12 protein-coding genes and 1 pseudogene are annotated in these 14,309 nt (G+C 67.0%); 10 read left to right on the forward strand and 3 right to left on the reverse strand.

Annotated elements, in window-relative coordinates; genetic code table 11:
* The first annotated feature begins 2 nt into the window (after positions 1 to 2).
* The 5 genes from ACFQDH_RS20890 (at position 3) to ACFQDH_RS20910 (ending at position 6,232) form a co-directional block, all read left to right on the forward strand.
* The gene (locus tag ACFQDH_RS20890) at positions 3 to 1,223 is read left to right on the forward strand and encodes an FAD-binding oxidoreductase (RefSeq protein ID WP_382404297.1); all 1,221 of its coding nucleotides are present in this window, start codon (positions 3 to 5) and stop codon (positions 1,221 to 1,223) included.
* Complete coding sequence (locus ACFQDH_RS20895; protein ID WP_382404298.1) at positions 1,223 to 2,557, forward strand: (Fe-S)-binding protein; 1,335 nt, start codon at positions 1,223 to 1,225, stop codon at positions 2,555 to 2,557. The genes ACFQDH_RS20890 and ACFQDH_RS20895 overlap by 1 nt, the downstream gene beginning before the upstream one ends.
* Entirely contained in the window at positions 2,554 to 3,117 is a 564-nt protein-coding gene (locus ACFQDH_RS20900) for a type II toxin-antitoxin system PemK/MazF family toxin (protein ID WP_382404299.1), read from the forward strand. Before ACFQDH_RS20895 ends, ACFQDH_RS20900 begins: the two co-directional genes overlap by 4 nt.
* Before the next feature lie 489 nt (positions 3,118 to 3,606).
* Positions 3,607 to 4,938 carry an acyl-CoA dehydrogenase family protein gene (locus ACFQDH_RS20905; protein WP_382404300.1) on the forward strand — a complete coding sequence of 444 codons (1,332 nt, stop codon included), beginning with the start codon at positions 3,607 to 3,609 and terminating at the stop codon, positions 4,936 to 4,938.
* Positions 4,939 to 4,987: 49 nt separating this feature from the next.
* The gene (locus ACFQDH_RS20910) at positions 4,988 to 6,232 is read left to right on the forward strand and encodes an acyl-CoA dehydrogenase family protein (protein ID WP_382404301.1); all 1,245 of its coding nucleotides are present in this window, start codon (positions 4,988 to 4,990) and stop codon (positions 6,230 to 6,232) included.
* A gap of 111 nt (positions 6,233 to 6,343) precedes the next feature.
* Here ACFQDH_RS20910 and ACFQDH_RS20915 read toward each other — a convergent pair whose 3' ends face one another.
* The gene (locus ACFQDH_RS20915) at positions 6,344 to 6,490 is read right to left on the reverse strand and encodes a hypothetical protein (protein WP_382404302.1); all 147 of its coding nucleotides are present in this window, start codon (positions 6,488 to 6,490) and stop codon (positions 6,344 to 6,346) included.
* A gap of 136 nt (positions 6,491 to 6,626) precedes the next feature.
* Positions 6,627 to 6,983, reverse strand: a complete 357-nt coding sequence (locus tag ACFQDH_RS20920) for a GntR family transcriptional regulator (RefSeq protein WP_382404303.1) — start codon at positions 6,981 to 6,983, stop codon at positions 6,627 to 6,629.
* Positions 6,984 to 7,179: 196 nt separating this feature from the next.
* Here ACFQDH_RS20920 and ACFQDH_RS20925 point away from each other — a divergent pair, with 196 nt between their 5' ends.
* Genes ACFQDH_RS20925 through ACFQDH_RS20940 form a run of 4 tightly spaced genes read left to right on the forward strand, consistent with a single transcriptional unit; the run spans position 7,180 to position 11,769 of the window.
* The gene (locus ACFQDH_RS20925; protein ID WP_382404304.1) at positions 7,180 to 8,499 is read left to right on the forward strand and encodes a sugar ABC transporter substrate-binding protein; all 1,320 of its coding nucleotides are present in this window, start codon (positions 7,180 to 7,182) and stop codon (positions 8,497 to 8,499) included.
* Between the two features lie 33 nt (positions 8,500 to 8,532).
* Entirely contained in the window at positions 8,533 to 9,447 is a 915-nt protein-coding gene (locus tag ACFQDH_RS20930) for a carbohydrate ABC transporter permease (protein WP_382404305.1), read from the forward strand.
* Positions 9,434 to 10,267, forward strand: coding sequence for a carbohydrate ABC transporter permease (locus ACFQDH_RS20935; protein WP_382404306.1), 834 nt, complete (start codon positions 9,434 to 9,436; stop codon positions 10,265 to 10,267). The genes ACFQDH_RS20930 and ACFQDH_RS20935 overlap by 14 nt, the downstream gene beginning before the upstream one ends.
* Positions 10,264 to 11,769, forward strand: a complete 1,506-nt coding sequence (locus ACFQDH_RS20940; RefSeq protein ID WP_382404307.1) for a glycoside hydrolase family 3 N-terminal domain-containing protein — start codon at positions 10,264 to 10,266, stop codon at positions 11,767 to 11,769. The genes ACFQDH_RS20935 and ACFQDH_RS20940 overlap by 4 nt, the downstream gene beginning before the upstream one ends.
* Before the next feature lie 119 nt (positions 11,770 to 11,888).
* Here ACFQDH_RS20940 and ACFQDH_RS20945 read toward each other — a convergent pair whose 3' ends face one another.
* Positions 11,889 to 13,280, reverse strand: a complete 1,392-nt coding sequence (locus ACFQDH_RS20945; RefSeq protein ID WP_382404308.1) for an NAD-dependent malic enzyme — start codon at positions 13,278 to 13,280, stop codon at positions 11,889 to 11,891.
* Positions 13,281 to 13,503: 223 nt separating this feature from the next.
* On the opposite strand from ACFQDH_RS20945, the pseudogene ACFQDH_RS20950 reads away from it, so the two are divergent.
* A pseudogene (locus ACFQDH_RS20950) lies at positions 13,504 to 14,282 on the forward strand (hydroxypyruvate isomerase family protein).
* The last annotated feature ends 27 nt before the right edge of the window (positions 14,283 to 14,309 follow it).

The raw sequence follows: 14,309 nt of genomic DNA on the forward strand, positions 1-14,309 counted from the left end.
CGATGGATCTGATCACTCCGCTGCACGATCTGGGTGTCGACGTGCGACCCGGCGAACACTCCGATGCCCTCGATGGCCATGTGCCCGGATGCGTCGCTCGCCCGACGACCACCGAGCAGGTCTCGACGGTGCTGCGCGCGGTCGACGAACGCAGTGCCGTGACGGTGGTGCGCGGCAACGGCACCAAACAGACGTTCGGCGGAGTGTGCCCTGCCCCTGATCTGGTGCTGGATACCCGGGCCCTGGACCGGCTGATCGAGCACCAGCCGGGTGATCTCATCGTCCGCGCCGGGGCCGGTATGCCGCTCGCAGATCTCCAGGAGCACGTTCGCGACAGCGGCCAGTTGCTCAGTCTCGACGAGCCGGTGCAGGGCGGCACCATCGGTGGCGTCCTGGCGACCAACACGAGTGGACCGCACCGGCTGCTGCACGGTACGGCCCGCGACCTGCTGATCGGTATCACCGTCGTCCTCGCCGACGGCACCATCGCGCACTCCGGTGGCAAGGTCGTCAAGAACGTCGCGGGCTACGACCTGGGCAAGCTGCTCGTCGGCTCCTACGGCACGCTCGCCGTCATCACCGAGGCGACCTTCCGGCTGCACCCTGTCCCCGAAACCCGTTCCTGGGTTACCGCATCGGTTCGTTCTGACGAGCTCGAACCACTCCTTGCGCGGCTGTGTCATTCGCAGCTGGCTCCCGCGGCACTCGAAATCGACTGGCAGCCGGGCAAACTCACGACGGTGGCGCTGCTGATCGAGGGCACCGCCGACGGAGTCCCCGGTCGCGTCGAAGCCGCACGCGACGAGTTCGGAACCACCACCGAAGTGGTCCCCGACCTCGACTGGCCGTGGCTGCTGCCGTGCCCGACCGATGGCACCGGCATCGCTCTCAAGATCACCTGCCGCCTTGGTGCGGTCGCTGAAATCGCCGACGCAGCAACCGAACTCGGACTCCACGTGCGTGGCGCGGCGGGCACCGGCGTCCTCTACGCCGCCGCACCCGCGGATGTGTCGGCAGCAGCGCTCGCCGCGACGTTGCAGTTGTTGCGCCCGCTCGCGGCACGTGAGGGCGGGGCGGTGGTCCTGTTGACCGCACCGCTCTCGCTCCGTTACGACATTGACGTCTGGGGCCCGGTCGACGGGCTTCCGGTGATGCGCCGACTCAAGCAGCAGTTCGACCCGGGTCGGCAGCTCGCCCCCGGCCGATTCGTGGGAGGCATCTGATGACCGGAGGTCCGTTGAACGAGCTTGCCGGCGCCTTTGACGCACACAACCCGCCCTCGCAAGAACTCATCGCCGACTGTGTGCACTGCGGCTTCTGCCTGCCCGCCTGTCCGACATACCAGCTGTGGGGTGAGGAGATGGACTCACCGCGCGGCCGCATCCACCTGATGCAGGCCGGGCTGGAGGGAGCACCACTCACCGATCAGATGGTGGAGCACTTCGACGCGTGCTTGGGTTGCATGTCGTGCGTCACTGCCTGCCCGAGTGGGGTGCAGTACGACCGGCTGCTGGAGCAGACCCGCGCCCAGGTCGAGCGGCGGCATGAGCGGTCCCGCTCCGAAAAGGCTTTGCGTGAAACGATCTTCAGCCTCTTCCCCTACCCCGCACGCCTACGCAAGCTGCGCGGACCACTGCGGGCGACCCAGCGTCTCGGCCTCGACCGCGCGCTGCGACGGACCCGACTCCTTGACCGCTTCTTCCCCGGCCTGGCCGCGATGGAGCGACTCACTCCGAAACTCGGGACAGCGGAGAAGTTGCCGGCGGTGGTACCCGCTGTCGGCGAGCAGCGTGCAGTGGTCGGCCTGCTGACCGGCTGTGTCCAGGACGTCTTCTTCTCCGACGTCAATGCCGCGACCGCTCGCGTCCTGGCGGCCGAGGGATGCCGCGTCGTCATACCCAGCGGGCAAGGGTGTTGCGGTGCGCTCAGCAGTCACTCCGGCCGCGAGGCGGAGGCACAACGATTCGCCCAGCAGACGATGGCGACCTTCGATGCTGCGCCCGAGATCGAGACCGTCGTGACCAACGCGGCCGGCTGTGGCAGTGCGATGAAGGACTACGGGCCGCTCTTCGCCGCCGAGAATGACGACGCCACAACGCAATCCGCGGAAGCGTTCGCGTCGAACGTGCGTGACCTGAGTGAAGTGCTCACCGAGCTCGGCACCGTCGCGACCCGGCATCCGCTGCCAATGCGCATCGCTTACCACGACGCCTGTCACCTCGGCCACGCACAAGGAGTGCGCTCGCAACCGCGTGAGCTGTTGCGCGCGATCCCCGGCGTGCAACTGGTCGAGATCCCGGACGCCGCCATCTGTTGCGGCTCCGCCGGGGTCTACAACATCCTGCACCCGCAAACCGCCGCCGAGCTGGGCGAGGCCAAGGCACGCAGCATCATGGCAACGAAGCCCGACCTGATCGTGACCGCCAACCCCGGCTGCCTGATGCAGATCGCCAACGCCCTGGAGCGGCTCGGCACACCGATCCCGATGGCACACACCGCAACTGTCCTCGACGCCTCGATTCGCGGGCTGCCCGTGGAGAGCCTGGTGACACCATGACGTCCCGTTTCAACCTGGCCCGGACCGCCACCCGCGTCCTTGGCGACGTGCTGCGCGATTCACTTCGCAAGTCCGAGCGGCACCGGCCGTCCGGTCGGCCGGCGGGCGGAGAGCGCCCGTCAACCGCTCGCGCTCAGCCCGCGCATCCGGCGTCGGCCTACCCCGGCGACTACTCCGGGGCTCCGACCATGACCTACGCACCCAAGCCCGACGGCAAACCCGACCCGGGCGAAATCGTCTGGGGTTGGGTGCCTTTCGAGGAGGATCACAGCCAGGGCAAGGACCGGCCGGTCCTGCTCGTCGGCCGCGACGGCCGGTGGTTGCTCGCTCTGATGCTGACCAGCAAGGACCACGACCGCGATACCGAGCAAGAACGCCGCGCCGGCCGGCTCTGGTGTGACATCGGCACCGGCGACTGGGACCCGACGCGCCGCCCGAGTGAAGTGCGCGTCAATCGGGTGATCCGGTTGTCCGAGGAGACCATCCGGCGCGAGGGCTCGGTGTTGCCGCGCGCGAAGTTCGACCTCGTCGCCGACGCGGTGCGCGCGGCTCACGAGTAGCTCCTCCTCGCCCTTCCTTCCCCAAGCGGACGCGAGCAGCGCTGAGCGAAGAGGAGATCCGGCCGTTTCGAGGCCCGTTTCGAGGCCCGTGATGTCTCGGCACATCGGTGACATTCGGGCTGCTATGGGGTGCGAACTCTCTGCAGGGGGTGCGGGCGCCGCGGCCATGCAGATCGTGCGCGAGTGTGCTCCGCACTTTCTGCCGTCCCGGACCAACCGGGCACCGGCACCGAGATTACGGACCAGCAGCAAGTGCGCCCCGCCGCACCTCCTGCTGGTCCTCATGCGTCAATCACAGTTGCGCCCGCCGACGTCCTGCAGATCGTGCGCGGGAATGCCCGCACTATCGGCAGTCCCCCAAGCCGCCGCCGCCCTCCGCGCGGCATACGCCTGATTGCGACCTGCCTTTTGCCGGGTGCGGGTACCCGATACTCGATGTTTCCGGTACCGTAAGTTACAAGAACATCCCGCCTGCACCGAAAGGCAACCATGAGCCACCCGCAATCCAAGCCGACCCTCGCCGACCGCGGACAGTCCTTCGGCATGCGCCTCATCACCCGCGCCGGCGGCCTGGAGGCGATGAAGAATCCCGCGCTGCGCGCCAAGGTCGAGAAGGTCCTCTACCGCGGCGCCCGCCAGGGCTTTCGCGCCCAGGTGGCTGCCGGACGCGCCTTCAGCGCCAAGAGCGGATCCGGATCCCCGACCCGCAGCAAGCCGGCCAAGCCGCGGGTGCAGTTCGACCTGATCCCGAGCGATGACCAGGAGATGATCCGCGAGGCGGCCCGAGAGCTGGCCGACGAGGTGCTCCGCCCGGCTGCTTCGACAGCAGACGCCGAGCGCGCCGTGCCTGACTCGGTGCGCCAGCAGGCCGCCCAAATGGGTATGGCGCTGCTCGGTGTCCCCACCGAGCTCGGCGGTGTCGCCGAAGAAGCGTCCGCGGTGACCAGCGTCCTCGTGCTGGAGGAGTTGGCTCGTGGCGACATGGGTCTCGCAGTCGCGGTGATGTCGCCAGCGGCCGTCGCGAACTGCCTTGTGAACTATGGCGATTCGGACCAGCAGGCGACATACCTGCCGGCCTTCACCGATGAGACCGCTCCCGCCACGGGCGCAGTCGCACTGATGGAGCCGCAGCCGCTGTTCGACCCGGCGAAGCCGCAAACGACAGGGCGCATCGACGGCGACGGGGTCGTCCTCGACGGCACCAAGGCGCTCGTGCCTGGCGCCGCGACCTCCGATCTCTTCATCGTCTCGGCGATGATCGACGGCGCAGCCCGTCTGGTAATCGTGCCGCCGACCACCGAGGGTGTCACCGTTTCCGACAACCCGGCGATGGGCGTGCGTGCGGCACACACCGGCACTCTGCACCTGGAGCAGGTCCGCGTGCCCGTCTCGAACCTGCTCGGCACCGCCGACGACCACACCGACGCGGTCGCCCGTGCCCGCCTCGCGTGGTCCGCGGCCGCGGTCGGCACCGCGCAAGCCGTCCTCGACCAGGTGAAGACCTACACCAAGGAGCGCAAGGCGTTCGGCGAGCCGATCGCCTACCGCCAGGCAGTTGCGTTCACCGTCGCCAACATCGCCATCGAGCTCGACGGCCTGCGCCTGGTCGTATGGCGTGCGGCGTCGCGCCTCGACCGTGGCCTCGACGCGAGCGAGCAGATCGCCCACGCCCGAGCACTGACCGAGAAGTACTGCGCGCAGATCGGGTCCGACGGGGTGCAGTTGCTCGGCGGCCACGGCTTCGTCAAGGAATTCGCCAACGAGCGGTGGTACCGCGACTTGCGCGGCGCCGGCCTCATGGAAGGCGCGCTCCTCGTATGAGCTGCCGCCACACGACTCGAAACGCTTTCCACTCCAAAGGATTTCACGCATGATCGACCTTGAGGTTCCGAAGAAGTTCATCCCGCTGCTCAAGCAGGCGTCCGGTCTGGCGGACGAGGTCTTCCGCCCGATCAGCCGCAAGTACGACCTCGCCGAGCACGAGTACCCGCGCGAACTCGACCTGATGTCCGCAGTCATCGACGGCCTGTCCGATTCAGGCGCATCGCAGGGCGCCGGTGCGCGCACGACGAGCGGCGGTGCCAAGGAGCCGGCCGGCGTCGGTGCCGGCTCGCGTGGCGCCAAGACCAAGGAGACCGTCAACGGCTCGAACCTGTCGTCGGTCCTGTCGATCATGCAGACCTGCCGCGGCGACGTCGGGCTCACCCTGACGCTCCCCCGCCAGGGACTCGGCAACGCCGCGATCGCTGCCGTCGCCAATGACCAGCAGAAGGAGCGCTACGGCAGCAAGTGGGCTGCCATGGCGATCACCGAGCCGGACACCGGCTCCGACTCCGGCGCCATCCGGACAACGGCGACCAAGGACGGCGACGAATACGTCCTGAACGGCGAGAAGATCTTCGTCACGAGCGGCGAGCGCGCCGAGCTGGTCGTCGTCTGGGCGACGCTCGACCGGTCACTCGGCAAGAAGGCGATCAAGTCGTTCGTCGTACGCCGGGACAACCCCGGCCTGAAGCTGGTCCGCCTGGAGCACAAGCTCGGCATACGTGCTTCGGACACTGCAGCCTTCTCACTGGACAACTGCCGGGTGCCGGCAGAGGACCTGCTCGGCGACCCGGAGATCCGGACCGAGGGCGGTTTCGGTGGCGCCATGCAGACCTTCGACAACACGCGCCCGCTCGTCGCCGCGATGGCCGTCGGCCTCACCCGTGCCAGCCTCGACCTCGCGACGGAGCTGCTCGGCAAGGCCGGCCTCACCGCGGACCCCGACGCACCCCTGCACACCCAGCCGTATGCCGCGGCGCGCCTGCTGCAGATGGAGGCCGACTACGAGGCGGCATACCTGCTGACGATGCGGGCTGCCTGGATGGCCGACAACGGCAAGCCGAACTCGATGCAGGCGTCGATGGCCAAGGCGAAGGCCGGCCGCACCTGCGTCGAGGTGGCATTGACCTGCGTACAGCTTTGTGGCGCAACGGGATACGCCGAAACCGAGCTGCTGGAGAAGTGGGCCCGGGACAGCAAGATCCTGGACATCTTCGAGGGCACGCAGCAGATCCAACTGCTCGTCGTGGCTCGTCGCCTCTTGGAGTTGAGCTCCAGCGAGCTGAAGTAGGCTCCCTCCCGATCGAGCGGACCCACAACAGAACGAGCGGACCGGAAATCCTGTGAGATTTCCGGTCCGCTCGATGCGGTTCGGGTCCCCTCGATCGTGGGGAGAGGGTTGTCAGCTCCTGGCGTTGGCCCGCTGCATCGCCATCACCAGGTCGTCCCTGGCGCTCTGCGTGGAGGCGCCCCGAATAGCGTCCAGCAGTGCCCGCCGACTACGGGCAGTTTCACGGTGGGTACGGATGGCGCGGGCGAGCGAGGTCATGCTGGTCTCTCCTTCGAGACGAGTTCGATAACGAATTCTTCGTTATCGAAATTTTACCTCCGCCATACCTTCGACCGCCAACCGGGCGCAGGTGACTTCGCACACACTCCCGCCCCGGCCCGGATCTGCCTGCGGGTCAGGCCTGTTCGAGACTCGTGCGCACGATGCGCAACAACTCCTCGGTGCCGAGCCCGAGCCGACATACCTTCGTCGCGAAATCGGCTGCCGCAGCCGCAGCCAGCGCCCTCGTACCGTCTCCTCCCGCGGCCACTCGCGTGCCTGCCCGACCCATCCCCTCGACCAGGCCAGCAGCCTCCAGCTCGGTGTAGGCCTTGGCCACGGTTCCCGGCGCGAGGCCGAGCTCGGCGGCCAGCCCGCGCACCGAGGTGAGCCGAGCTCCGACCGCCAACTCACCGGACTCGATGCGCGCCGCGAGTTGATCGCAGATCTGCCGGTAAGGCGGGACCGCGCTGTCCTGATCGATGGTCATCATCTGCCCATCGAACATCCTCCGTGCAGCTACGGGAAGACGCGCCACATCCGGTGGGCTCGAGAGCCTTGACGGAAACAATTTTCCTTTACTCTGCCCTTACGAATCGAATTTTCCGTAGGGTCACCCTGTCCCGGGGTCGGTCCACCCCGTATTTCACCCGTCGTCACCCGTCATCACCCGTCATCAAGGAGAACCCATGCGCACCACCACAGCTGCCGCACTCGCGTCCCTCACCGCACTCACCCTTGCCCTCGCCGGCTGCGGCGACAGCGGCGGCTCGAGTGGCTCGGGCGGCTCCGGGGCCGGCGCCACTGCAGGCGGAGGCGGCAGCGCCAAGTCACTGACCTTCTGGGTCATGAAGGGCACCAACCCGGACTCCTCGACGTTCTATGCGACTGCGAAGGCGGAGTTCAAGAAGCAGACCGGCGCAACGCTGAACATCCAGGAAGTCGAGTGGGCCGACGCGCACGACCGGCTGGTGCGCTCCTTCGCGGGCGGCGGCGGCCCGGACGTCTCCGAGATCGGCACCACCTGGACCCCGGAGTTCGCGGCGGCCGGCGGCCTGGCGGACATCACCAAGCAGGTCACCTCCTCCGGCATGGGCAAGGACGAGCTGCAGGCGCTGAAGGACTCTGCCACGTATGACGGCAAGCAGTACGGCGTCGGTTGGTATGCCGGTGTGCGCGGCATCGTCTACCGCAAGGACATCTTCACCAAGGACGGCATCAAGGTTCCGACGAACTGGGCGCAGCTGGAGCAGGCCGTCAAGACGCTGAAGGCCAAGGAGCCGAAGATGGCGGCGATGCCGATCGCGGGCGGTTCGTCATACGCCTCGGCTCCGTTCATCTGGGGCGCCGGCGGCGACTTCGCCGTCAAGGACGGCGGTAAGTGGAAGAGCACGCTGGACTCCAAGCAGTCCCAGGCGGGTTTGCAGTTCTACACCAACCTGGCGTTGAAGGACGGCTCGTCGACGACCGCAGCCTCCACCTGGAAGGAGACCGACCTGCTCGACGCGTTCGCCAAGGACAAGGCGGCGATGGTCATCCAGGGCAACTGGACGCCCAAGACAGCGATCGAGCAGAACCCCGACCTGAAGAACAAGATCGGCGCGTTCGCGATCCCCGGCAAGGACGGCGGCGTCGCACCGGCGTTCCTCGGCGGATCCAACCTGTCGGTGATGGCGACCAGCAAGAAGCAGGACCTGGCCTGGAAGTTCATCCAAATGATGACCACGGGTGACCTGGCCAAGAAGTGGGCCGACCAGACCGGCTACTTCCCGACCACCAAGACTGCCCTGCAGCCGTATGCCGACAGCTCCGACCAGCTCGTTGCGCCGTTCGCGACCGCGATGCTCAAGGGCGGGCGGAACGTCCCGAGCGCGCCGCAATGGGGCACCGTCGAGGGCAACAAGACGATCACCGCGATGCTGCAGTCGATCCTGACCGGCACGTCGGTCCCGGCGGCGACGAAGAAGGCGTCCGAGGCGATCACCTCCACGCTGAACGCCAAGAACTGACCGCCGACCGACCCGACACCGAAGAACCACTACGTGCCTATCTCCAAGTCACGGCCCTGGCTGCTGCTGGCCGGCCCGCTGATCGTCATTGCCGGACTGCTGCTCTACCCGATCGTTCGGGTGACGGTCCTGTCCTTCCAGCGCTACAACCTGCGCGAGGTGATCAGCGGGCACCCGGTGGGCATCGGTTTCGACAACTACAAGCAGATCTTCTCCGGGGCACCCGGCCTGCCCGCGTCATACCTGTGGAAGACGATCCTGCCCAATACCGTTGTGTTTGCTGCACTTGCGGTGTTCTGCACGATTGTGCTCGGCACGCTGGTCGCGTTGCTGCTGCTCAATGTCGGCTCGAAGGTCCGGGCCCTGATCATTGGGTCGATCCTGATCGCCTGGGCGATCCCGGCCGTGTCGGACACCTACGTCTGGACGTGGATCTTCGCACCGGACGACGGGGTCGTGAAACACCTACTGGAGGGGCTCGGCCTGATCGGGCCGGAGGGGCACAACTGGTTCACTGACCGGTGGTCGTTCTACGCGATCGTGCTGCTCAACGTCGTGCACCATAGCTTCCCGTTCGTGGCGGTGACGCTCTTCGCCGGGATGCTCACCGTGCCGACCGAGCTGCACGAAGCGGCCAAGATCGACGGCGCGTCGGCCTGGCGGCGGTTCTGGTCAGTAACCATGCCGCTGCTGCGGCCGGTCTTCGCGGTGGTCACCATCCTGTCGACCATCTGGGACTTCAAGGTGTTCACCCAGATCTACCTGATGCCGGGCGGTGACGGCAGCAACCCCGATGTGTTCAATCTCGGTGTCTGGTCCTACGTCTCGTCGATCAATCAGACGAAGTACGGCCTCGGCTCGGCGATCGCGGTGCTGCTCACGCTGGTCCTGCTGGCGATCACCTTGGCCTACCTGCGACTGATGTTCCGGGAGGATGAGACCGGATGAGGACCAACTCCCCTGGCGCACGATCGGCAAGACGGCCGCAGTCGTCGCGCTTCTGCTCTTCACCCTCTTCCCCGTCTACTTCATGCTCAGCACGGCGTTCAACGCGCGGAACGGTTCGGGCACCGACAACCTGCTGCCCGAGCACGTCACCTTCGACAACTTCACCCGCGTGTTCTCGGACAACCATTTCGGTCGCTACCTGCTCAACTCGGCGATCGTCACGGTTGCGGTCGTCGTGATCTCCGGAGCGCTGGCCCTGCTGGGGGCCGTCGCCATCGCCCGGTTCCGGTTCCGGTTCCGCTCCACGATGCTGGTGTTGATCCTGGTGGTGCAGATGCTCCCGGCCGAGGCGCTGGTCATCCCGCTCTTCCTGCAGATGAAGGACTGGAAGATGCTCAACTCGCTGCTCGGGTTGATTCTGGTCTACATCGCCTTCTCACTGCCGTTCGCGATCTGGAATCTGCGCGGCTTCGTCGCCGCAGTGCCCCGCGAGTTGGAGGAGGCGGCATACCTGGACGGGTGCGGGTGGTGGCGGATGTTCCGGTCGATCCTGTTGCCGCTTGTGGTGCCGGGACTCGTTGCCACGTCAGCGTTTTCGTTCGTGATGGCGTGGGAGGAGTTCACCTTCGCCTTGACCTTCCTGTCCAAGGACAGCGTGCTGACGGTCGGGATTGGACTGCAGCACTTCTCAACGGCCAACACGAATGACTGGGGAGGGCTGATGGCGGCCTCAACTATCGTTACTCTTCCCGTCGTGATTGTCTTCGTACTCGCCCAGCGGCGCCTCGGCGCCGGTCTCGTGTCCGGCGCTGTCAAATGACCGTCGACCGACGGGTCGACCAGTTGGTCCACACCGTCCTGCAACCCGGGTTCGCCGGATTACAGGAACCACCGCGCTGGCTGGCCGACGCCGTCGGGCGCGGGTTGGGTGGTGTCGTCTACTTCAGCCACAACATCGGTGACGTCGAGACGACGGCGGCACTGTCGAGGCAACTGCACGACCTGGGTGACGTGCTCATCGCGACCGACGAGGAGGGCGGCATCGTCAGCCGGCTCGGTGCACGATCCGGCTCACCACATGTCGGAGCCGCGATGCTCGGCCGGGTTGACGACGTCGACGCCACTCGTGCAGTCGGCACCGCCATCGGCGCGGACCTCCGCGCGTCCGGCATTGACATCGACCTGGCTCCGGTCGTCGACGTCAACAGCAACCCGAGCAACCCGGTGATCGGGGTGCGTTCGTTCGGCGCGACACCGCAACTGGTCGCCCGACATGCCATTGCGTATGCCGAGGGCCTGCAGTCGACCGGCGTCGCCGCAACGGCCAAGCACTTCCCGGGTCACGGTGACACTGCAGTGGATTCGCACGTCGGGCTGCCGCGGGTCGATGCCCCCATCGAGCTGCTCCGGGAGCGTGAGCTCGCGCCGTTCGCTGCGGCAGTGCGCGCCGGCGTGCGCGCGGTGATGACCGCGCACGTCATCCTGCCCGCGCTGGACCCGTCGCGACCCGCCACGATCAGCGCACCGGTCCTGTCCATGCTGCGGGACGAGCTCGGTTTCGACGGGGTGATCATGACCGACGCGCTCGATATGGGTGCGATCCGCGACACGATCGGGCTGGGTGAGGGCTGTGTCCAGGCACTGCTCGCCGGCGCCGACCTGCTCGGCTTGGGCAATCCGGTGCTGGGCGCGACGAGCCCGGACAAGGACCTGCAGGTCTTCACCGAAGCGCGCACCGCGTTGGTGCGGGCCATCGACGAGGGCCGCCTACCGGTCGAGCGGCTCGAGGAGGCGGCCGACCGAATCGATGCGTTGCGACGCTGGCGGCAGTCGCGGTCGGCGGACCTGCCGATGATCGATCGGTCGGCGGACCTATCGGTCGCACGCCGGTCGCTGGCCACTCGAGGTTCGATCCAGATCGCGCCAAAGCCCTTGCAAATACTCGATATCCGACGACAGCGCAATGTCGCGGCGGGTGCGCTCCCGGCGCTGACGGTCCAGGCTGTGCTCGATACCGCACCGGGCTCCTCTGTGACGTCGGCCTTCGTGCTCCCCGATGCTGTCGAAGGACACGCAGACGACAGCGAGTTCGCCTTGCGGGCCGGCCTGCCGTCGGCCGGTGTGGTCGTGACGGGGTCCCCCGGACACGACGCGGCGGAGGACGAGCAGCTTCGGGCCGCGCTCGCGGTCAGCCCGAACGCCCTGGTGCTCGTCCTCGGCTACGCGACCGGCACCGAGGAACTGTTCGGAGCACGAAACGTCGTCTGGACCTTCGGTGACAGCGTGCCGACGGCCGCTGCCGTGACACACCTACTGCAGTGAGTCAGAAATAGGCAGGTACGGATGTGGGGCAAAGTTGCTGGTCAGGCGCGAAGCGACTGTCAAGCAACTTGGCACGCATCGCACTACTGCGGCGTCGTTGACCTCTCGCCACTACCTGATCAGCGGCGCTGGGACTCGACCGTCCGGCGCACCGCCTCGGCGACGGCCGGGGCCACCGCGGCGTCGAAGACACTCGGCACGATGTAGCTGGCGTTGAGCTCGCTCGGGCCAACTGAATCGGCGATCGCCCTCGCCGCCGCGACCAGCAGCTCGGTGCTGATCTTGTGCGCGGCCGCGTCGAGCAGGCCACGGAAGAGACCGGGGAACGCCAGCACGTTGTTGATCTGGTTCGGGAAATCGCTGCGGCCCGTCGCGACCACAGCCGCGTGCTTGGCGGCTTCGGCGGCCGGGATCTCCGGGTCGGGGTTGGCCAGCGCGAAGACGATCGAGTCGTCCGCCATACGAGCAATTTCCTGCTCCCCCAGGATATTCGGGCCGGAGACTCCGATGAAGACGTCGGCGTCGACCAGAGCGTCGGCGAGCGATCCGGTCACTTCGCGCGGGTTGGTGTGCTCAGCGATCCACTGACGGTGCTCGTCCTGGTAGGTCCCACCGCGATGTATGGCGCCCGAGCGGCTGCAGCCCACGATGTCCGACGCACCCTGGGCGCCGAGCAACTTGATGATGGCGTGACCCGCTGCCCCAACACCGGAGATGACGATGCGGACGTCCTCGATCTTCTTGTCGACGACGCGTAGCGCGTTGATCAGCGCGGCGAGGACCACAATCGCGGTGCCGTGCTGGTCGTCGTGGAAGACCGGGATGCTCAACTCTTCGCGCAACCGGCGCTCGATCTCGAAGCAGCGAGGTGCCGCGATGTCCTCCAGGTTGACGCCGCCGTAGACCGGCGCCAGGGCCTTGACGATCGAGATGATCTCCTCGGTGTCCTTGGTGTCGAGGCAGACCGGCCAGGCGTCGACGCCCCCGAACTGCTTGAACAGCGCCGCCTTGCCCTCCATCACCGGCAGCGCGGCCTCCGGGCCGATGTCGCCCAGGCCGAGCACCGCGGTGCCGTCGGTGACCACGGCCACGGTGTTGCGCTTGATCGTCAGTCGGCGAGCGTCCTCAGGGTTCTTCGCGATCGCCAGGCACACGCGTGCAACACCCGGCGTATAGGCGCGCGACAGGTCGTCGCGCGTGCGCAACTCGACCTTCGGCTCGACCGACAGCTTGCCGCCGATGTGCATCAGGAAGGTCCGGTCGCTCACTTTGCGAACGTCGTATCCGCCTGCGGCGATGAGGGATTCGCGAATGCGTTCGGCGTGGTTCTCGTCCGTGGTGTCACAGGTGACGTCCACGACCAGACCGTCCGGGGTGGACTCGGTGACGTCCAGTGCGGTCACTGACGCACCCGCGTCGGCGACCGCGGCCGCGAGATCACTTGCCGTGCGCTTCCCGGGCGTGAGTCCGACGCGCAACGTGACCGAGTATCCGGGGCTGGTGTGAGTCATAAAACCTCTCCGATCTGGTGCGGTTGATCAAAAGTGGAACCGGTGCGGGGACGGCGGCGACTGCCGCCGGAATTTCGTCGCAGTATGCCGCAAGCGGATCACCGCGCGCGGAAGCGACGGCAATACGGGACAACACCCTTGACGGAACGGCTCTCATCTTGGCACACTTCCATCATTCAATATTTAGTTTTCGTATCGTGGAATTTAATGAAAGGCGCCAGGCATGACCCGACACACCGTGAACGCCTCGATCCTGCTGACCGACCGGCCACTGCTCGAGCGGCCGGCTGCTGTCCGGGACGCCAGATTCGATGCCGTCGAATTCTGGTGGCCGTGGCCGCAGACCGCGACGCCGTCGGTCGACCAGGTCGACGCCTTCGTCGCCGCCGTCGAGGACGCCGGCGTTCAGCTGACCGGCCTCAACTTCTTCGCCGGTGACATGCCGGCGGGTGAGCGCGGCATCGTGAACAACCCGGCCCGCCAGGAGGAGTTCCAGGCCAACGTCGCCGTCGTCGTGGAGATCGGCGAACGCCTCGGCTGCAAGCACTTCAACGCGCTCTACGGGCTGCACACCGATGGGGCGGACGAGGCCGCCGAGGCCGAGGCTGCTCGGGCCAATCTTGCCTATGCGGCAAAGGCTGTCGATGCCTTCGGTGGCACGGTGCTCCTCGAGCCAGTGTCCGGCGCCGACGCCTACCCCCTGAAGACGGCTGCCGACGCACTGGCCGTCATCGATTCGGTCGGCGCGGGCAACGTCCGACTACTGGCCGACTTCTACCACCTGGCGGTCAACGGCGACGACGTCGCCGCTGTCATCGCTGATCACGCCCAGGACTTCGGGCACATCCAGATCGCTGACTCACCCGGCCGCGGCGCTCCGGGCACCGGGCAACTTCCCTCGACACCTGGATCAAGGCCGCCCAGCAGGGTGGTTACGACGGCCCGATCGGCCTCGAGTACAAGAGCGACGACGCAGACCCCTTCGCCTGGCTGGCGCGCTGAAAACGCCTGTCCGCCATACATTTCCAA

The sequence above is a fragment of the Flexivirga alba genome (assembly GCF_042661025.1).
GTDB lineage: Bacteria > Actinomycetota > Actinomycetes > Actinomycetales > Dermatophilaceae > Flexivirga > Flexivirga alba.

Bases quoted from the DNA above. Each gene is read 5' to 3' on its own strand.
- ACFQDH_RS20890 (WP_382404297.1), top strand. From the start codon at position 3: ATGGATCTGATCACTCCGCTGCACGATCTGGGTGTCGACGTGCGACCC.
- ACFQDH_RS20895 (WP_382404298.1), top strand. From the start codon at position 1,223: ATGACCGGAGGTCCGTTGAACGAGCTTGCCGGCGCCTTTGACGCACAC.
- ACFQDH_RS20900 (WP_382404299.1), top strand. From the start codon at position 2,554: ATGACGTCCCGTTTCAACCTGGCCCGGACCGCCACCCGCGTCCTTGGC.
- ACFQDH_RS20905 (WP_382404300.1), top strand. From the start codon at position 3,607: ATGAGCCACCCGCAATCCAAGCCGACCCTCGCCGACCGCGGACAGTCC.
- ACFQDH_RS20910 (WP_382404301.1), top strand. From the start codon at position 4,988: ATGATCGACCTTGAGGTTCCGAAGAAGTTCATCCCGCTGCTCAAGCAG.
- ACFQDH_RS20915 (WP_382404302.1), bottom strand. From the start codon at position 6,490: ATGACCTCGCTCGCCCGCGCCATCCGTACCCACCGTGAAACTGCCCGT.
- ACFQDH_RS20920 (WP_382404303.1), bottom strand. From the start codon at position 6,983: ATGATGACCATCGATCAGGACAGCGCGGTCCCGCCTTACCGGCAGATC.
- ACFQDH_RS20925 (WP_382404304.1), top strand. From the start codon at position 7,180: ATGCGCACCACCACAGCTGCCGCACTCGCGTCCCTCACCGCACTCACC.
- ACFQDH_RS20935 (WP_382404306.1), top strand. From the start codon at position 9,434: ATGAGACCGGATGAGGACCAACTCCCCTGGCGCACGATCGGCAAGACG.
- ACFQDH_RS20940 (WP_382404307.1), top strand. From the start codon at position 10,264: ATGACCGTCGACCGACGGGTCGACCAGTTGGTCCACACCGTCCTGCAA.
- ACFQDH_RS20945 (WP_382404308.1), bottom strand. From the start codon at position 13,280: ATGACTCACACCAGCCCCGGATACTCGGTCACGTTGCGCGTCGGACTC.